The sequence below is a fragment of the Dokdonia genika genome, from assembly GCF_042652845.1.
Classification (GTDB): domain Bacteria; phylum Bacteroidota; class Bacteroidia; order Flavobacteriales; family Flavobacteriaceae; genus Dokdonia; species Dokdonia donghaensis.
This window is the reverse complement of record NZ_JBHSHB010000008.1, coordinates 130,668-149,461: the sequence shown is the minus strand read 5'-3', so window position 1 is coordinate 149,461 and position 18,794 is coordinate 130,668. Positions and strand designations below refer to the sequence as shown.

Here is an 18,794-nt window from a genome sequence, read left to right as displayed (position 1 = left end):
AAAATACTTTGATAAAAAAAGCGAACGTTCGCTAAAAATACAATTTCACTAAATTTAAGTATTCGCAAAAAGCCTTATATTTGTGTATATGGATGAAGAAGATATCAAACTAATTTTTGGGCTTAAGCTCCGACAGATAAGGACTGACAAGAATTTATCACTTTTTGGGTTATCAAAATTAACCGGACTATCAAAGTCATATTTAAATGAAATTGAACACGGAAAAAAATATCCAAAACCTGATAAAATATTTACGCTTTCGGAAAAATTAGACATTCCGTACGATCAAATGGTGTCTTTAAAGCTGGATAAAAACCTCGCTCCTATAGGTGAAATCTTAAAATCAAAGATTCTTAAAGAGATTCCTCTAGAGCTTTTTGGTATAAAAGAAAGTGATCTTATAGATATTGTATCTAATGCGCCGGCAAAAGTCAACGCCTTTATAAGCACAATCATAGAAATTGCACAGCACTACAATTTTGGGAGGGAAAGCTTTTTTCTTGCCTCTGTGCGCTCATATCAAGAAGCAAATAACAACTACTTTGATAACATAGAGCAAAAGGTACTCGACTTTGTAAAATCGTATCAAATAAACATAGGGCAAAGTATCTCATCAAACGAGCTAGAGGAAATCCTCATAGAAGAATACAACTACTCCATAAAAAATGATGAACTCGATAAGCACAAAGATCTAGATAACTTACGATCTGTTTTTATACCTAAATCACGCACACTACTAGTTGCAAATGATATAGACGAGTCACAGCGCACCTTTATTTATGCAAAGGAAATAGCTTATAACTATCTAGAAATCAAAGAAAGGCTATATACCTTCCCGTGGATACTATTTGAAACTTTTGACCAGGTACTTAATAATTTTTATGCCTCTTACTTTGCAGGAGCATTAATAATACCTCGTAAAAACCTTACGGCAAAAATTAAAGATATTTTTAAGGAACCTATTTTTCATAAAGATTCTTTTGAGCACATCACAAATGAGTTTAACGCATCACCAGAGTCTTTTTACCAAAGGCTTACTAATATTCTACCTAAGGAGTTTAATATCAAAAACTTGTTTTTCTTGCGGTTTACACACAAGCTTAATGACACAAAATTTCACCTCACAAAAGAGCTACATCTAGCGCACCAGCACGCGCCACGAGCAAATGAAAGTGATGAGCATTACTGCAGGAGATGGGTGTCTTTACAGGTGCTCAAAGATTTATCTAAGAGTAATGAGAATAGTAAGTTTGACTTACAAATATCTAATTATGAGAATGAGGGTGTACAGTATCTAGTGCTCTCTACTGCAACAAAAGATCCTTTTAAAGAGAACAAGTTTAGAAGCATAAGTATAGGACTACTCATAAATAAACAACTTGAGCGCAAAATAAAATTTCTCAATGACCCAAATATTCCTACTCGTAACGTAGGGGTTACTTGTGAGCGTTGTGCCATTACAGATTGTGAAGTGAGACAAGCTCCTCCAAAGGTTTTAAATCGAACTTCAAAGAATAAAAAAATAGCCGCTATTGTAGAGCAGCTTAATGATACATATTAATCACACTAAAAGTTACAAGCCTACTATACCTACTAGCCCCGATTGTAATGTAAATCCCGCAGTTGCCTGGCGTAGCCGGCACGAGGAATTGCAATGTAAAGCGGGATACTGCTTTTAAAAACACACTTTACAATCGTGCTACAAACAAAAAAAGCCCAAACTTTACAGTCTGGGCTTTTGTACATTATAGCAATGAATTAAATAATTAACATTGCATCTCCATAAGAGTAGAATTTGTATTTTTCTTTTACTGCCTCATCATAAGCGCGCTTCATAAAATCGTGACCTGCAAAGGCAGACACCATCATAAGCAATGTAGACTTAGGCGTGTGGAAGTTTGTAATCATACAGTTTGCAATACTAAAGTCATACGGTGGGAATATAAATTTATTAGTCCAACCACCAAACTCGTTAAGTGTACCGCTACTAGATACTGCACTTTCCATCACGCGCATTGCGGTAGTACCTACGGCACACACACGACGCTTTTCTGAAATAGCTTTATTTATAATCTCTGTGGCTGGCTTACGTATGTATGCTTCCTCACTATCCATTTTGTGCTTTGAGAGGTCTTCTACCTCTACCGCGCTAAATGTACCAAGACCCACGTGTAAAGTTACCTCAGCAAAGTCAATACCTTTAATTTCTAAACGCTTTAATAGGTGCTTTGAGAAGTGTAGTCCTGCGGTAGGTGCTGCTACGGCTCCTTCTTCTTTTGCATAGATAGTCTGGTAGCGCTCCTCATCTTCTGGCTCTACCTCACGGTTTATGTATTTTGGTAATGGTGTTTCTCCTAGTGAAGTAAGTTTTTTTCTAAACTCTTCATAAGACCCATCATATAAGAAACGTAACGTACGGCCACGTGATGTTGTGTTATCTATTACCTCTGCTACTAGACTCTCATCATCACCAAAGTATAACTTATTACCTATACGTATTTTACGTGCTGGATCTACAAGTACATCCCACAGTCGTGTCTCAGAGTTTAACTCTCTAAGTAAGAATACCTCGATACGAGCTCCTGTCTTCTCTTTATTACCGTATAAACGTGCTGGAAAAACCTTTGTATTATTAAGTACCATAACATCTTCTGGCTCAAAATAATCTATAAGATCTTTAAACATCTTATGCTCGATGGTTTGCTCCTTGCGATTAAGGACCATTAATCTAGACTCGTCCCTGTTTTCGGCAGGGTGCTCTGCTAGTAATTCATCTGGTAAGTCAAAGTTAAAGTGTGATAACTTCATAAAGGGTTCTGGTTTTTGTTTTTTAAGTCAAGCTATAGCACTTATATAGCGCTAGCTCGCAAGACGGCAAATATACAATCTCGAGATAGGGGTTGTCAAGTCTTTAGCCAATTATCTCTTGACCAAAGCCTAAAACTTCTAGATCTGTCCAAAAATCTGGGTATGATTTTGACACAACACCAGCATCTTCTATAAGTAATGGTACTTGCGATGCAAGTGGTGCAAAGGCCATTGCCATACGGTGATCGTGATATGTCGCTATGGTGATATTCTCATTTACAGCAGCTTTTTGAGGTAATAGTGTAAGATCTTGATCTGTAACCATAATGCTACCTCCCAGCTTTGTAATCTCCTCACGCAGTGCCTCTAGCCTATCTGTTTCCTTTATTTTAAGTGTGTGCAAGCCCGTGAGGTGACATCCTACGCCTAGACCTAAACAGCTTACCGCTATAGTTTGTGCAATGTCTGGTGAGTTTGCAAGATCTAAGGTTATCGTTTCTGGCAACTCAAAATCTTGATTAAGCGAGAGTGTGAGCTTATCTCCTGCAAAACTAGAAACCACGCCCAGTTGCTTGTATATTTCTCTAAGAGCAGCATCTCCTTGTAGACTAGTCTCTTTATAACTAGCTATGGTAATGGTGTGTGGGGTGTTAAAATTACGCTTTCGCGAAAGCGCAACAATACTATAAAAATACGACGCACTACTCCAGTCTGACTCAACCGTTATCTCTCTAGCTACCGCTGAAGTTCTACCCGGTTTTATCACTATTTTTTGCCCCTCAAAGGTAGCCTCTATATCTAGTTGATGTAATAACGCAAGCGTCATATTTATATAAGGAACCGAGGTAATCTTGCCATCAAGATGTACGGTAAGACCATTATCTAGCTTTGCTCCCATCATCATAAGTGCAGAGATATACTGGCTGCTCACATTTGCCTTGAGTGTTACCTCATCGCGCTGTAATGTTTTCCCTTTTATTTGTAATGGTGGGTACCCTTCATTGTGAGTAAATGTAATTTGAGCTCCCAGCTCTTGAAGTGCTTCTACCAGTATTGCCATAGGGCGTTCTTGCATACGAGCACTACCGGTAAGGAGTGTATCTCTACCTTCTTGAATAGAAAAATAGGCCGTAAGAAAACGCATAGCAGTACCCGCGTGATGTATGTCTACCACCTCATCACTAGATGATAGTGCCTTTTGCATAACTTGGGCATCATCGCTATTTGATATATTTTTTAATGTAATACCATCAAAGAGTGCTTGTAAGATAAGTAGCCTGTTAGTCTCACTTTTGGAACCTGTGATCTGTATATCGCCGCTGCATTGTGACGCTGTATGGTGAACTTTTAAAAGCATAGCTTACTTTAATTTTTCATTGTTATGATGACGGTCGTGATCACGTTTTGTTTTTATGTCCAGCTTCTTATCAAATGCTTCTTGTAAATCTACACCTGTCTGGTTTGCTAGGCATAGTACCACAAACATTACATCTGCAAGCTCCTCACCTAAGTCTTTACCTTTATCGCTTTCTTTCTCACTTTGCTCTCCATAACGACGTGCAATAATTCTGGCTACCTCTCCTACTTCTTCGGTGAGTTGGGCCATATTAGTGAGTTCATTAAAGTATCGCACACCGTGAGTCTTTATCCAGTCGTCTACAGCCTGCTGAGCGTTTGAGATATTCATAATTTATTTTTTTACCAAAACTATGGTTTCTTTTTCCTTTTCTGCTCTTAGGCTGAAAAATTTACGCAATTCGCCATAAAAATCGATAGGTACAACACTTTCTTTAATTGTAAACCTAGAAACTACTTGAATGACATTATCTACTACGTTTATGCTATATAAGTAGCTTCCTATATTTTCTGGCATTGCGATTCTCATCATCTCTGGAATAGTTTGCACTTTATAACCATCTGGAATACTAATGTTAATCATATGCGAACTTACTTTAGGATAACCAAAATCAATAGGATATAAGCGTTCTTCATTTTTAAATGGATTAGTTTGCTTTCCATACATAAGTAAAGGTGACAGATAAATTTTATCTCCTACTTCCTCAATATCAAACTCATTTGTAAACTCATAGTCCCAAACACTTTGATGAGCAATAGTATCAACACTCTTCCTTGTAAGATTTTCTATCTCGTAATTACCATCATCAATATTTGTAAACTTTAAAAACTTTTCGGTTGAGATATCTTTTAGCGTCTCTTGACTATCTGACGCATAATGACCATTAAGTCTATACTTTACATTACCTGTAAGAACCAAGTCTTCGTCAATTTGTGCCGTAACCAGTGTACTTGATTTTGAAACGCTTTGAAATTTAAGATCTACCCATTCATAACTCTTATCTTCTTTAATAAGGATACCGCGCCAATTTACCATTGGTTTAGGCAGCATATTATAATTTGCTTTATTACTTGCAGCGTCTAGCAATTTAAGATTACCGTCAAGATACACACCTGCAAGCACGTAGTTAAAAACATCTGAACTTGGAGTTATAGGCAAACCATTACGCTTAGAAGACACTAGGACTGGAGCAGCAGTAAAACCTATACTTTTTAAGACGGAAATCAAAAGCATATTGATGTCTGCCCCATCACCTTCTGGATTTTTGTAGGCAAATCTAGCAGATTCATTATCAGGCCAAATACCGTAATAGCCGTTCCATTTTTTATGGGATTTAATAAAATTATATAATAATTCTACCTGCTTCTCCTTATCTGTCACACCTTTAATGACTTGAGCCACGTCATCCTTATAAGTTTTTACAGGCTTGTACCCATTTATAAAACTTGTTCGGCTTACGAGACTCTCAACATATTTATCAAACGTATTATACTTCTTGTTGTATACAGCACCAGTAGTACTTATTTCTAACTTAGACCTATACTGATTGATGTCAAAAACATATTTCTCATTTTTTAAAGGAGCTATATTTGTTTTAGACAGATACGTGGTTTCATTACTCTTTGTGATAGTAAGATCTAATAAAGCTCTAGGGTTCTGAAGTATATCATAATGATATCTTGACGCATTACGGATAGATATATTTATTTTCTTTACGGGAATAGAAAACTGTAAGGGTATATCATTAAAAGTTCCTCTTGTGGCTTTATAAACATATTCAAAAATGGAACCCTCTCGTATTTGAGGCATTGTAAATGATTCTAACTTTTTGATTTTTTCACCCTTATCATTTCCTGCTAAAGAAATTCTTTTACTGAGTTGAGTTATAGCAATCTTTCCATCTACGAGATTGTAAGTTTGTCCAGATATTTTTTCAATATTTTGGTGAGGAAAATCTACCGTCGCATAATCATAGCCCTCTTTATTAAAAATCTTAACTCGCTCTTTTACTATTTCGTAACCACCTACCTCAACCTCTACATTTCTCTCTAAAATAATTGCTACAGCATCTGGAAATAACTCATCTTTAGTGAGGCTTAACATCTCTTCTGTGACCTCTTCAAAAAGGTCTATTTGTCCATAAGTCTGGAAGGAGAAACCTAAAATAATTAAGACTCTAGCAGTAAATAGAATATGATTTGACAATTGGTTAATCATTATAATGGATATAAGATTTTGAGGTTAGTCTACCTTTCTTAGGGTTGTAGTTTTTTCAAATCCTATCACATAGCAAGAAAGAACCAAAAACTTCAATATGGTATCTATCCTTTTATTAAGACTATAGTTTCTTTTTCTTTATTTACAATTTGGGCAAAGAATTTCTTTATTTCATTATACATCTCTGCATCAATTAGAGTCGTATTAATAGATAAAGATCTTACTACTTGAACACTTGTACCCGTTGCGCTACTACATTTAAATCTATAAACTCCCATATTACCAGGTAAATTAATTTCTATAGCTTCTGGCAAAGAGGCTATAGCATACCCGACAGGCAAGTTTAAGGTTACTACATTTTCAATTTGTTTAGGGTAACTAAAGTCTATGCTATAAGAACGCTTTTCTAGAGTAAAAGGATTTTCAGTAGCACTCAAAAATAGCTGTGGCAAAATGTACAACTTATCCCCTATAATCTCACTGGTATCATCTTCAAAAGCAAACGACACGGTACTGGACTTAGGTAAGGTTCCAAATTTAAATTGTGGATTTGTTATGAGATCTGATTCAAACTCTTTTGCTAGCATTTTTTCTCTAGTACTTGCAGCAGCAGACTTGTATATATTTACAAAACTCAATGCCAGATTATTAGAATAACTAGCTCTCAATTTACCGGTTGCTACACCCTCTGTATTTACAGAAGCTATCACCATCGTTTTTTGAGAGGAAAATTTCTTAGCAAATAGTGGAATTCCTTTAGATGTTCCGTTTTGTTTTACAAGCCGCCCTTCCCAGTTCATAATTCGCTCTGGTAATAGACCTGGTATAGCATTTTTTTCTGTGGCATCCATAACTAACCACTCATTATCTTTTACAACTGCGGCGAGTACATAATTAAACCCGTTTACAGTAGGATAGAGAGGCACTCCATTACTTTTTGTACTTGCCATAACTGGAGAACTATTAAGTCCTACTTTCCTGAGTAGAGCAACAAGAAGCACATTTATTTCATAAGATGAACCGCTACCATCCTTAAAAGCTTTTCTCAGGTCAGGAGTGTCATAGTTATACTCCTTCTCATCCCAAGTCATTTTGTTTTGTATAAATCTATAAACAGCTTCTATAAGCTCTACTTGATTACTGTGCTTAGATTTAAGAGCTTGAGCACTTTCATCTAAAAAGTTAGTGCTCTCTAGATTATCGCTTAGTTCCAACTGCTCATAGTAATAGTCTGCAACCTGATCCCAAGTTTTGGCTCTATTTACTTTATTACCTTTACTCATTTCTACAGCTCCTAGTTCCCATAGTACTGCACTTCTAAAGTTTTCAATATTATTTGTAAACTCCTCTTCTATAATAGGAGAGACATTTGAAAATTCAAACTCACTAATATTTTCTTTAAATCTTATGTTTGCAAAATCTGTACGCTGAGTTCTTCCACCAAAAGGGTTTTTATCTTCTGTAGAGAAGTTTTCGGTTCTTCCGCCCACTGATAATTTTGGAACAATCTGAATATCTCCTTTTACATAAACATTATAATCAAAGAATTGTGGAATAGCAATTTTCGCATAAGCGTGCAACACAGGGATGTCTTCTTGAACATTTAAATCTTTAATATGCCAATAGGTAGATTCTACACGATATGAATACTCAATAATATCCCCAACCTTAACATTAGGAATTACTATTACTTTTTCGTCTAACCATTTATTGAGCTTATTGTCTATAACCTCGCTACGAGACATTTTAGTTCGCTCTACTCCGGCGCTCGACTTTGAATAGGAATAGGCCTCAATTCTATCAATTTTTTCTTCTTGCCTTCCCTGATGTTGTAATACAACTTTATGGGTACCATATTCCAAACCTTCGGTATTGTTTATCTTTATTACATTATGAATTGTTGTAAAAAGAGTCCATCCATCTAGGTTATCTCGATATTCAAAATTTGTGTCTCTATATTTTTCAAGAAAGACCGCTGGCGCTTCTAGTTGCTCTTCTGTGAGAGTTTTTTCAAACCAATCTTGATCTATCTTACCAGACTTAAATTCTTGTGCATTAGTTTGAAAAAAACATATTAGCACTATTACAGTTAGAGTGTATTTCATATTATATTTTCTTAAACACAATTTTTTCACTCTCCTTTGCAACTATCATTTTTAAATAGGCTTGCAAGTCTTTATAGTAGTTAGAGTTAACAAGGGCCGTACTCATCGTGTTTTGCAACCCTACATTTACCTTATCTCCAGACACGGTTACACCAAAACGATATGACCCCATATTATCCACAAGATTTATTGCCAGATCATCAGGAACAGATTCTACCTGGTATCCTTCTGGAATTTTAATAGAAACCGTGTACTTATCTGACCAAGGATACACATAATCTACAGGATGGCTGCGCTCCTCTGCGGTAAGGTAATTTCTTGTTGTTCCTAAATGAGCTAGTGGATTTATATAAAGCTTATCTCCAGCTTCATCTATCATCTCTTCTGCTTCAAAATTGTATTCAAGCGTGAGTGGTTTCGAACCTACTTTTAAGTCTTTAAAAGAAACGTCTATTGCATCTATACTCTCATAATAACTATCTAATTTTTCCAACTGCTCGTCACTAGTAAGTGCAGCAAACTTGTTACGCTCTGATCTTGCATAGTGACCAGAAAATCTATTTTTGGCATTCCCAGAAATTATCATATCATCTGTAACTTCTAGAGTAAGCATTCCTATATGCGTAGCGGGTCTAGACGGAAATAAATCTATTAACCTTGAAGATCCATCTGCCTTAACCATTCTACCCATCCAGTTTAGAAGTTCTGGTTTTAAAACATTTGGAATTCCGGCTTTATCGGCACCGTCTAGCAAATACAGATTATCGTTTACTATAGCTCCTGCCACTACGTAGTTAAAACCAGTACGTGTTGGAAAAACAGGAATACCATTATTCTTTGTGCTTAACAATACCGGACTACACCTTACACCAGCGTATCTAAGCATAGAAGAGAGCATTAGGTTAATGTCGGCCACATTACCTACACCATCTTTATAGGCTTTTTTTACACCAGCATCTACATAAACACCGTAGTAGTCATTCCAAGTCATCTTACTCTTTACATAATCATAGATAAGGAACATCTTCTCAGTCGGGCTCGATGCACTGCTTATAAGCTTATCAATATCTTTTTTATAGTAACTCTGGCGATCTAATTCCTTTCCAAACCCTGTAGACTGATAAATTTTACTAGCTACATCTTCCCAAGACGTCGCATAAGATCTTATCTCGCTATTAGGAAATTTTGTCATAGCCAGTTCAAACTTTAATGCAGACATATAATTATTGAGATTTCCAGAATACGGCTCATTCTTTATAGGAGGAACGTTACTTAAGTTTACTATATATCCATTCTCAATAAACTCTACCTCCTCATTTGAAGATCTAGTTGTTGCAACTTCAGCAAGTTTTGTGCTTGTATATCTAAATCTCAAGGTACGATTCCTTTTATCTGTAGTTAGATTTAGGGGTATTACTCCTTTACCGTGTGTACGATAAATTAAGTACTCCGGCGCAAAAAACCTCATATCTACTCGATCTACTGGTATTTCTTCTTGAAATCTAAACTCGTCTATATTTGAATAAAAAGGTGATTTAAAAGTATACTTATATTCAATTACAGAACCGTCACTTATATCTGGCATTGTAAACTTAGTAACTTTCCTATATTTCGATTTCTCTTCTTTAAAAATATCACGCGACTGTAATTTACTTTCAACAATCTTATCACCTTCTAAGTTATAAGTATATGCTTTTATACCTGTAACTTGCTCTTCTTCTCTTTCTCCTATATACTGGCTCAGCATTATTGTAGCCTCGTCATATCCATCTTGATTGTAAATCTTTATACGCTCTTGTACCTCTGTCTTGACATAAAAACCTTCGTCTTGACTATAACCAAATTTAGTATCGGTATTTCTATATAAAATACTTGCATTTGCATCTGGGTAATTGGGGTGTTCCTTTTGCAGAATCTCTTCTTTAGATACTTTTCCAAAGTCATAATCTTGAGCAGTAGCAACTATAGCAAGAAACATTAAAATAGTGATGAGTAGTGATTTTTTCATATGAATTATTGTTTTTTGATGACGATTTTTTGTTGATCATTTCTTATTACACTTCTTATAAAGCTTCTAAGTTTTGTATAATTTTCTTTACTATAAGTCCCTTCGTTAAATAGAAACGACCTCTTATAGATAATCTTTGAGTTCTCTGCTTGGGTTATACTGTAGGTATATGACCCAAACGGGGAATCAACCTGCTTTCCTTCGGGAATACTTACAATCATAAAATCATCGGGAAGATTAATCTCCATAGTTTCTTCATCTTTAAACCCTCTTGATATTTCTACTTCAAACATTCTATTCTTAACACGATCTGGAAGCGCTGTATATCTATTAAATAAATTGAGAGGAACAAGCATTTCATCACCAGCAAATGAAGCATAATTTTCTACTTCAAGTTCTATGTTTTCGGTAGTTATAGCTTCATCACGATTATTTAAAAGGTCAATGCTTGTTAAGGATACATTATTCAGGTAATTCCAAAACTTATAATAATACTTCTTTTTATCGTCTTGGTTTTCTGCGACGAGCCTGTATTTACCTGCATATTGTAAACCTCCAGATTTGATACTTACTATTCCTTGAGCATTGCCGCTAGCATCTATAGTAAAAGAACCATTCATTGTCTGATAGTTATCTCGAGCCGTATACTTTTTGGTATGAACAATCTCACCTCCATCTGGCTTTACGACAAGTACATCTCGATCATCTGTAAAACCAGCTATAAAACCAAATGGAACTTCTTGATCTGTACATTCTAACCACACATAATCATCATCAGTGGGTACAGATAAAATTGCGTGATTACCCTGTATAGCCGTAAAGTCATCTTCTATATCACGCTTGTCACGGCTCCCATAAAGAATAGTGTAGTAGGATGGCACCCCCACCGCTTCAAGTAAAGATTTTGTGTAATTTGTAAGGGCCTTACAATCACCATAACCCAGTTTATCTACTTGTGATGCTAGCATAGGTTTCCAGCCACCTATACCTACTTGCACACTTATGTATCGTGTTTTGTTTTGCACAAAATCATATATAATCTTGGCCTTAGCTATAGGATCGTTAATGCCTTTTACAAGTTCCTTTGCCTGTGTAATTGTTTCTTCTGGTAAGTCTTGCGCACCTTGAAGCAGATTCTCATTCATCCACTGTCCAAAAGTACCCCAGTCACGAGCGTCTCCATCTAGCCCTTCTAAGTGAAAATCATTAAGAGCAATAGCCACCCTACCCACTATATTTCTAAACCCAGGACTATAATCTTCTGGAACAAGCGCTGGAGAATTGTTAACAACAAGCCGTAGCGTATTTTGAGATTCTTCTACCTCTATGCGGTTATAATCCCCGTACATTTTGTGCTTTAAATTAACCTCATCTGCATAGTTAATTTCAAAAATCTTTTCTTCTGTGCTTGAGTAATACCCCTCGTTTGCATAAAAAGATGGAATAGAAGCTGTATTTTTTGAGACAATCTCGCTTTCTACCACGACTGTATAAGGATAGCTGGTAGGCGTAAAATCGAGAAATAACAAGCGTGTATCTATATAGAGACTTATACCGTCTGCAGCGCTTACATCCTTAAAGTCGCGTTGTTTATACTTTTTAACCTCCTTACCGCTATCATCATATATTACAACAGAAGCATTTTTTATGCGAGTAACATCATCATAATACATATATGCCTCTACATCTCTATTACCACGTTTATTTAAAACAGTCACCACGCGTTTGTGAGCTGTTTTTATGGTAGATGAATTAGGTATATCTATGGTATGCTTTTCAAAACGCAAGACACTGTTTGCAGATTTTAAAAGGTCTTCAGGAATATTTTTTGAAGTATATAAATTATCTTGAGAGTAGGCAAATAGTGCCCACATACATAGGAGGAAAGTAAGTATGCGCATTTTGATTTGATTGATGTGTCAGCAAAATATAAAAAAGACACCTACCGCACAAGTCGCTACACCCTATTTTTTGTATCTATAGTTATAGTAACTGGCCCGTCATTGAGCAGTTGCACTTTCATATCTGCACCAAACTCTCCTGTATAAGTGGGTTTATTACGCTTTCGCGAAAGCGTACTCACAAACTCCTCATACATAGGTATTGCGTGTTCTGGGCGTGCTGCTTGTAAGAAAGAAGGACGATTTCCTTTTTTTGTACTGGCAAATAATGTGAACTGACTTATCACTAAAATATCACCATCTATATCACCCACAGAAAGATTCATTGCACCTTGCTCATCGCCAAAAATACGTAAGCCTATAATTTTATTACAAAGCCACTCTATGTCCTCTTTTGTATCTTCGTGAGTAACACCTAACAGCACGAGAAGGCCGCTTTTTATTTCTGACTTTACAACACCATTTATAGTAACCGAAGCCTGTGTAACTCGCTGTATGACTGCTTTCATTATTCTTCTGGATAAATATCTTTTCTGTAATGCTGGTCATCATCACCGGCAAGCATTTGGGTATAACTCTTATAGCGAGACCACGGAATTTCGTCATTGTCAAGCGCAGCTTTTACGGCACATTTTGGCTCTTCTAGGTGTAAGCAATTATTAAACTTACACTCACTCTTAAGAGCAAAAAACTCAGGAAAGTAATCTCCTATTTCTTCGCGTTCCATATCTACAATACCAAAGCCTTTTATACCTGGTGTATCAATAATGCGTGCATCAAAACCTAGGTCAAACATCTCTGCAAAGGTGGTGGTGTGTTGTCCCTGGCTGTGCTGTACACTTATTTGTTTTGTCTTGAGGTCTAGTGTAGGCTCTATGGCGTTTACTAGCGTAGACTTACCTACACCAGAGTGTCCGGTAAACATACAGGTCTTACCCTCCATCATTTCCTTTACGGTATCTACATTTTTACCGGTAATGGCAGATATACCTACACACTCATACCCTATCTCGCGATAGATAGCCGCTAGGTATCGTATCTCCAGTATTTCTTCTTCGTTATAAGTATCTATTTTATTAAAAAGCAATACTGCTTTAATGTGATATGCCTCTGCAGTAACCAGAAAACGATCTATAAATGCTGTAAACGTGGGAGGATTATTAAGAGTTACCAGTAAGAAAACGGTATCTACATTACTTGCTATGATGTGGGTTTGCTTAGAAAGATTTACAGACTTACGTACTATGTAATTTTCGCGCGGGTGTATGTTTGTAATCACACCAGTCTCTACATCACTTTTTGTATCTAGATCAAAATCTACCACGTCACCCACCGCAACAGGGTTTGTACTCTTGATTCCTTTAATACGGAACTTCCCTTTTATTCTACATTCAAACCACCTGCCATCTTCTGCCTTTACGGTATACCAACTCCCTGTAGATTTATAAACTGTTCCTGTCATAGCGTATTGTGAGGTGTAAAAATAACCTCTTTTTTAATACTCCATAAACAAATGTGGTAAAGTCCGTAAATAATTGAGCGATGTAGGAATTATCTAGTTAATTATGTTATTTTAGAGCCTTAATCAATCAAATTTATATTAAATGAAAAGAATTATTTTTCTCCTTCTAGCAATAATTGCTATTACTCCAACTGTATTTGCACAAACTAGCCTTTACGAAAATCCTGAATTTGACGTTATTGCAAAAGATCACAAGATTATTGCAATTGTGCCTTTTAAAACGCAGGTAAAACTAAGACCTAAGCAAATGAAAGATATGACAGACGAGCAGCTAGAACGTCTTGAAAAAGCAGAAGGTGAGAGTCTACAAACAGGGATGTTTTCTTGGTTTCTTAAGAGAAAAAAAAGAGGCAAACTGACTACCCTAGAAATTCAACAACCGTCAAGAACAAATGCTTTACTTAAAAAACAAGGGATTGACTATTCTAATCTTTATGAATACACTACAGATGATCTTGCAAAAATTTTAGAAGTAGATGCCGTAATTTCTGGCGATTATGAAACTAACAAACCTATGAGTGATGGAGCGAGTATAGCATTAGGTCTACTTGTGGGCTTCTGGGGCTCTACAAATACTGCCATTGTAAATATGAGTGTAAACAACGGAGCAGATGGTACCCTTTTATGGAACTACAACAAAAAAGTAAGGGGTGGTCTAGGCAGCTCACCAGAAGATCTAGTGAATGTACTTATGCGCAAAGCCTCTCGTAGACTAGCATACACTAAGAATGATTAATATATTATAGAGTTAAAAAAAAAAGACCAGCCTCACGGCTGGTCTTTTTTGATTAATAGAAGCTTAAGCTCCTTGCATCTGTGCCACTTTTTTCTGGTGGTTTATAGACTCTTGGTGCACTGCTTTAAACACACGTAAGATAAACTCCTCACTTAGGTTGTGCTGCTCTCCTTCTAGAATCATCTTCCCAAGGATCTCGTTCCAACGCTTTGTTTGTAGTATTGAGACATTATTTTCTGCCTTGAGTTCCCCTATTCCATCAGAGATTTTCATACGCTTCCCAAGGTTTTCTATAAGCTGGTGATCTATAACGTCTATCTGAGTACGTAGTGTATTAAGTTTATTATTATACTCTACCTCTGTACCTACTTCTTTACGGATTTTTAAATCCTTCATCATCTGTACAAGCGTAGCCGGTGTAATTTGCTGTGCAGCATCACTCCAAGCGTTATCTGGATCATAGTGTGTCTCAACCATAAGACCATCATAGTTAAGATCAAGACCTGTCTGACATAAATCGTGTATGATATCACGACGCCCTGCAATGTGTGAAGGGTCAAGAATTAATGGTAAATCTGGAAATTTATTCTGTAAATCTACAGCGATTTGCCACTCTGGATTGTTTCTGTAGCGTGTCTTCTCGTATGTTGAGAATCCTCTGTGTATCACTCCAAGGTTTTTAATGTCTTGTGTGTAAAAACGCTCTACAGCTCCTAGCCACAATGCAAGGTCTGGGTTTACCGGGTTCTTGATAAGAACCGTTTTATCTGTTCCCTTAAGCGCCTCTGCAATATCTTGTACGATAAACGGAGATACTGTTGTACGTGCTCCTATCCATAAAATATCTATATCTGCCTCTAGTGCTAGATCTACGTGGTTTGCATTTGCCACCTCTGTAGTGGTAAGCATACCTGTTTCTTCTTTTGCTTTTTGAAGCCACTTAAGACCTAATGCGCCTACCCCTTCAAAGTTTCCTGGGCGGGTTCTAGGCTTCCAGATACCGGCACGTAGTACCGTTGCATCTGTGTCTTTAAGCTGGTGTGCAATTTTAAGCACCTGTGCTTCTGTCTCTGCGCTACAAGGTCCTGCTATCACGAGTGGGTGATCAAGGCCAAAAGCGTCTAACCAATTTCTAAGTTCTTTTTTATTTTCCATATTATTTAATTTGTGCCGCTTTGGGCTTTTGATTCCGCTTTCGCGAAAGCGTAAAACTACTTTATTCCGTTTAATATTTCTTTTATGTGGTTTGTATTTTCCATCTCGTTGTGTACTCCTGTATAATCTTCGGCTTCCAAAAGTGATTTGAAATCATTGAGATTTGCAATGTACTCTGTGAGTGTTTCTAACACGTTATCTCTATTTTGTTTAAAGATAGAGGTCCAGGTCACGGGATTACTTTTTGCAAGACGTACGGTAGATGCAAACCCACTGCCCGCCATATCAAAAATATCACGTTCATTCTTCTCCTTATCTATGACCGTTTTACCTAGCATAAATGCACTTATGTGTGACAAGTGACTCATATATGCAATGTGCTTATCGTGAGAGACTGGATCCATATAACGCATACGCATTCCCATATTTTTAAAAAGGTCAAGCACTGGCTCTTGTAGCTTAAATGCGGTTTTTTCTACCTCACAAACTATGTTTGTTTTTCCCTCATAAAGACCAGTAATTGCCGCGCTAGGTCCAGAAAACTCGGTTCCTGCAATGGGATGACACGCTAGAAAGTTTCGGCGTTTAGGATGATTTGTCACAACCTCACAAATAGCTTGTTTTGTTGAGCCCATATCTATCACTACAGTATCATCATTTATTATGTTAAGAACGTCTGGTAGTACGTGTATCGCTACATCTACTGGTATTGCTAGCACAACCAGATCTGCTTTTGCAACATCCTCTAGTACACCCGCCTTATCTATAAAGCCTAACTTTAGTGCTTCATCAAGATGTTCTTTACTGGCATCTATACCACACACGGTTGCTTCTGGCAACTGCGCGCGCAAATCTCGTGCAAAAGAGCCTCCTATAAGCCCTACCCCTATGATACAAATGTCTTTCATTTATCTTTATTTCTACACTTTTATTTGAAAATCAACACCTTACACTTGTTAATTAACAATATTCAGCTTTCTTATTACTTTACTCTCTCTATGGCTTCTTTTATTTGTTCTTCCTTTACACAGAGGCTAAAACGTATAAAGCCTGCTCCCATCGTTCCAAAAATGGTGCCTGGGGTGATAAATATGTATTTCTCTAGTAGCATCTTATCTATAAATGCTTCGGCATCGAGACCTGATGGTAACTTTGCCCATACAAAGAGTCCTACTTGGTTACTATCATAACTACACCCTAGCGTTTCTACTAGTTTAAAAACAAGAGCACGCCTTTGTGCGTAGATACCATTAATATGATCAAACCAATCTTTACCAAGACCTAGTGCTGCAATGGCTCCTTTTTGTATACCATAAAACATCCCACTATCCATATTAGATTTTACACGTAATACGTGACCTATATGAGTTGCACTACCTAGCACCATCCCCACGCGCCAGCCTGCCATATTATATGTTTTACTTAAACTATTAAGCTCTAGCGCTACATCCATTGCTCCCGGTACTGCAAGCAATGACTGTGGGTTGTCATTAAGTATAAAACTATATGGGTTGTCGTTTATAACAAGAATATCTTGCGCTTTTGCAAAGGCTATTAATTCTTCAAAAAAGCCATCTGGCACCTTTGTACCTGTAGGCATATGCGGGTAGTTTACCCACATTAATTTTACTTGGGATAGGTCTTGCTTTGCCAGTTCTTTAAGGTCTGGCAACCATCCATTTTCTGCCGTTAAGTCATAGGTAAGTGCTTCTGCCTCTACGAGTCGTGTTACAGCTGCATAACTAGGATACCCAGGATTAGGAAATAACACCTTGTCTCCAGGATTTAAAAAAGCCATAGAGATATGCATAATCCCCTCTTTTGACCCCATTAATGGTAAGATCTCGGTATCTGCTTGCGCAGTGACTCCATAATTATCTTTATAAAAAGTAGCCATTGCCTCTCTTAGTGCCGGTATACCGGTATAGCTTTGGTACTGGTGTGCAACACTATCGTGCAATCCCTTGAGCATTGCTGCTACTGCTGCTGGAGGTGCTGGCATATCTGGACTGCCTATACCCATATTAATCACAGGGTGACCAGCAGCTATGAGACCACGTACTTCTTTTAACTTTTTTGAGAAGTAGTACTCTTTAGTTTCTTGTAATCTATTTGCTGGCTTACTCATTGCTTCTGATTTTTATAGGCACCTAACACTTTAAAATCCTTTGCCATAAGTGAGACTAAAGTGATTGCTTTCTTAAAACTTTCTACGCTATCAAAAGTGACATCTACAAAAAAGGCATACTCCCAAGGTTTCTCTATGATAGGCATAGATTGAATTTTTGTAAGATTCATCTTGCAATCACTTAGCACATTAAGAATCGTTGCCAGGCTCCCACGCTTGTGGTCTGTAGTAAATCGCAGTGATGCTTTGTTTATAACCCCATCGGCTTCTTTTCCATTTTTATTAAGGATAAAGAAGCGAGTAGCATTCTCATCTACAGTTTGTATAGATGACTTAATGATTGATAAATCATAGATTTCGGCCGCTGTCGTACTTGCAATGGCGGCAATACCCGTTAGATTGCGTTCTTTTATCTCTCTTGCAACGCCCGCCGTATCTGTATCTTCTACCAGTTTTATAGACGGGTAGTCTCTAAAGAACTGTCTACATTGCAATATTGCCATAGGGTGTGACCATACCTCTTTTATGGTAGTAAGATCTTGCCCTTTAAGCGCCATTAAGTTGTGTTGTATATCTAGGTAGTACTCGCCTTCTATAGTAAGGTTATGATCATCCAGTAATGCATAGTTTGGCAATATGGCTCCTGCTATAGTATTTTCTATAGCCATCACGGCATCATCTACCTCACCATCTAGCAACGCATCTACCAGCCTTGGGAAAGACATACACTCTAGCACCTGCACATCTGCCCCAAAAAACTCTTGAGCTACCTTGTGGTGAAATGATCCTTGTACGCCTTGTATCGCTACTTTCATAATCTGTTTTCTATAGATGATTTGTAATCACCTTTCTAAATT

15 protein-coding genes are annotated in these 18,794 nt (G+C 37.1%); 2 read left to right on the top strand and 13 right to left on the bottom strand.

The genetic code is table 11. The features are described 5' to 3' along the window. The first annotated feature begins 88 nt into the window (after positions 1–88). Positions 89–1,561: a helix-turn-helix domain-containing protein gene (locus tag ACFO5T_RS04575; protein ID WP_375252122.1), complete on the top strand. Its 1,473-nt coding sequence runs from the start codon at positions 89–91 to the stop codon at positions 1,559–1,561. Between the two features lie 197 nt (positions 1,562–1,758). Here ACFO5T_RS04575 and queA read toward each other — a convergent pair whose 3' ends face one another. From queA to rsgA, 9 genes are all read right to left on the bottom strand, one after another. Continuing rightward, the gene (gene queA / locus ACFO5T_RS04570) at positions 1,759–2,808 is read right to left on the bottom strand and encodes a tRNA preQ1(34) S-adenosylmethionine ribosyltransferase-isomerase QueA (RefSeq protein ID WP_298347804.1); all 1,050 of its coding nucleotides are present in this window, start codon (positions 2,806–2,808) and stop codon (positions 1,759–1,761) included. A 103-nt stretch (positions 2,809–2,911) separates the two neighbouring features. Beyond that, complete coding sequence (locus ACFO5T_RS04565; protein ID WP_380032427.1) at positions 2,912–4,165, bottom strand: 3-phosphoshikimate 1-carboxyvinyltransferase; 1,254 nt, start codon at positions 4,163–4,165, stop codon at positions 2,912–2,914. 3 nt (positions 4,166–4,168) lie between these two features. Continuing rightward, positions 4,169–4,495, bottom strand: a complete 327-nt coding sequence (locus ACFO5T_RS04560; protein WP_021778348.1) for a nucleotide pyrophosphohydrolase — start codon at positions 4,493–4,495, stop codon at positions 4,169–4,171. 3 nt (positions 4,496–4,498) lie between these two features. Further along, on the bottom strand, positions 4,499–6,382 hold the full coding sequence (locus tag ACFO5T_RS04555) for a hypothetical protein (RefSeq protein WP_380032424.1): 1,884 nt from the start codon (positions 6,380–6,382) through the stop codon (positions 4,499–4,501). 104 nt (positions 6,383–6,486) lie between these two features. Beyond that, on the bottom strand, positions 6,487–8,487 hold the full coding sequence (locus tag ACFO5T_RS04550) for a DUF3857 domain-containing protein (protein WP_375252125.1): 2,001 nt from the start codon (positions 8,485–8,487) through the stop codon (positions 6,487–6,489). 1 nt (position 8,488) lies between these two features. Beyond that, positions 8,489–10,495, bottom strand: a complete 2,007-nt coding sequence (locus tag ACFO5T_RS04545) for a DUF3857 domain-containing protein (RefSeq protein ID WP_380032422.1) — start codon at positions 10,493–10,495, stop codon at positions 8,489–8,491. Between the two features lie 5 nt (positions 10,496–10,500). Next, the gene (locus ACFO5T_RS04540) at positions 10,501–12,396 is read right to left on the bottom strand and encodes a DUF3857 domain-containing protein (RefSeq protein ID WP_380032420.1); all 1,896 of its coding nucleotides are present in this window, start codon (positions 12,394–12,396) and stop codon (positions 10,501–10,503) included. Between the two features lie 56 nt (positions 12,397–12,452). Further along, on the bottom strand, positions 12,453–12,905 hold the full coding sequence (dtd, locus tag ACFO5T_RS04535) for a D-aminoacyl-tRNA deacylase (protein WP_380032418.1): 453 nt from the start codon (positions 12,903–12,905) through the stop codon (positions 12,453–12,455). Then, positions 12,905–13,858: a ribosome small subunit-dependent GTPase A gene (gene rsgA / locus ACFO5T_RS04530; protein WP_021778342.1), complete on the bottom strand. Its 954-nt coding sequence runs from the start codon at positions 13,856–13,858 to the stop codon at positions 12,905–12,907. Before rsgA ends, dtd begins: the two co-directional genes overlap by 1 nt. A gap of 142 nt (positions 13,859–14,000) precedes the next feature. Here rsgA and ACFO5T_RS04525 point away from each other — a divergent pair, with 142 nt between their 5' ends. After that, complete coding sequence (locus ACFO5T_RS04525; protein ID WP_035325309.1) at positions 14,001–14,654, top strand: hypothetical protein; 654 nt, start codon at positions 14,001–14,003, stop codon at positions 14,652–14,654. 63 nt (positions 14,655–14,717) lie between these two features. On the opposite strand, the gene ACFO5T_RS04520 is transcribed toward ACFO5T_RS04525, so the two are convergent. From ACFO5T_RS04520 to ACFO5T_RS04505, 4 genes are all read right to left on the bottom strand, one after another. Further along, positions 14,718–15,809 (bottom strand): bifunctional 3-deoxy-7-phosphoheptulonate synthase/chorismate mutase type II, encoded by a 1,092-nt coding sequence (locus ACFO5T_RS04520; protein ID WP_038600953.1) that lies wholly within the window; start codon positions 15,807–15,809, stop codon positions 14,718–14,720. Between the two features lie 56 nt (positions 15,810–15,865). After that, positions 15,866–16,717, bottom strand: a complete 852-nt coding sequence (locus tag ACFO5T_RS04515) for a prephenate dehydrogenase (RefSeq protein ID WP_375252129.1) — start codon at positions 16,715–16,717, stop codon at positions 15,866–15,868. 74 nt (positions 16,718–16,791) lie between these two features. Continuing rightward, entirely contained in the window at positions 16,792–17,937 is a 1,146-nt protein-coding gene (locus tag ACFO5T_RS04510; protein WP_380032414.1) for a pyridoxal phosphate-dependent aminotransferase, read from the bottom strand. Beyond that, the gene (locus ACFO5T_RS04505; protein WP_380032412.1) at positions 17,934–18,752 is read right to left on the bottom strand and encodes a prephenate dehydratase; all 819 of its coding nucleotides are present in this window, start codon (positions 18,750–18,752) and stop codon (positions 17,934–17,936) included. The genes ACFO5T_RS04510 and ACFO5T_RS04505 overlap by 4 nt, the downstream gene beginning before the upstream one ends. Positions 18,753–18,794 lie beyond the last annotated feature (42 nt).

Coding starts and splice junctions, on each gene's coding strand:
- ACFO5T_RS04505 (WP_380032412.1), bottom strand. CDS start 18,752: ATGAAAGTAGCGATACAAGGCGTACAAGGATCATTTCACCACAAGGTA.
- ACFO5T_RS04525 (WP_035325309.1), top strand. CDS start 14,001: ATGAAAAGAATTATTTTTCTCCTTCTAGCAATAATTGCTATTACTCCA.
- ACFO5T_RS04545 (WP_380032422.1), bottom strand. CDS start 10,495: ATGAAAAAATCACTACTCATCACTATTTTAATGTTTCTTGCTATAGTT.
- ACFO5T_RS04510 (WP_380032414.1), bottom strand. CDS start 17,937: ATGAGTAAGCCAGCAAATAGATTACAAGAAACTAAAGAGTACTACTTC.
- ACFO5T_RS04565 (WP_380032427.1), bottom strand. CDS start 4,165: ATGCTTTTAAAAGTTCACCATACAGCGTCACAATGCAGCGGCGATATA.
- ACFO5T_RS04520 (WP_038600953.1), bottom strand. CDS start 15,809: ATGGAAAATAAAAAAGAACTTAGAAATTGGTTAGACGCTTTTGGCCTT.
- ACFO5T_RS04560 (WP_021778348.1), bottom strand. CDS start 4,495: ATGAATATCTCAAACGCTCAGCAGGCTGTAGACGACTGGATAAAGACT.
- ACFO5T_RS04515 (WP_375252129.1), bottom strand. CDS start 16,717: ATGAAAGACATTTGTATCATAGGGGTAGGGCTTATAGGAGGCTCTTTT.
- ACFO5T_RS04540 (WP_380032420.1), bottom strand. CDS start 12,396: ATGCGCATACTTACTTTCCTCCTATGTATGTGGGCACTATTTGCCTAC.
- rsgA (WP_021778342.1), bottom strand. CDS start 13,858: ATGACAGGAACAGTTTATAAATCTACAGGGAGTTGGTATACCGTAAAG.
- ACFO5T_RS04555 (WP_380032424.1), bottom strand. CDS start 6,382: ATGATTAACCAATTGTCAAATCATATTCTATTTACTGCTAGAGTCTTA.
- dtd (WP_380032418.1), bottom strand. CDS start 12,905: ATGAAAGCAGTCATACAGCGAGTTACACAGGCTTCGGTTACTATAAAT.
- queA (WP_298347804.1), bottom strand. CDS start 2,808: ATGAAGTTATCACACTTTAACTTTGACTTACCAGATGAATTACTAGCA.
- ACFO5T_RS04550 (WP_375252125.1), bottom strand. CDS start 8,487: ATGAAATACACTCTAACTGTAATAGTGCTAATATGTTTTTTTCAAACT.
- ACFO5T_RS04575 (WP_375252122.1), top strand. CDS start 89: ATGGATGAAGAAGATATCAAACTAATTTTTGGGCTTAAGCTCCGACAG.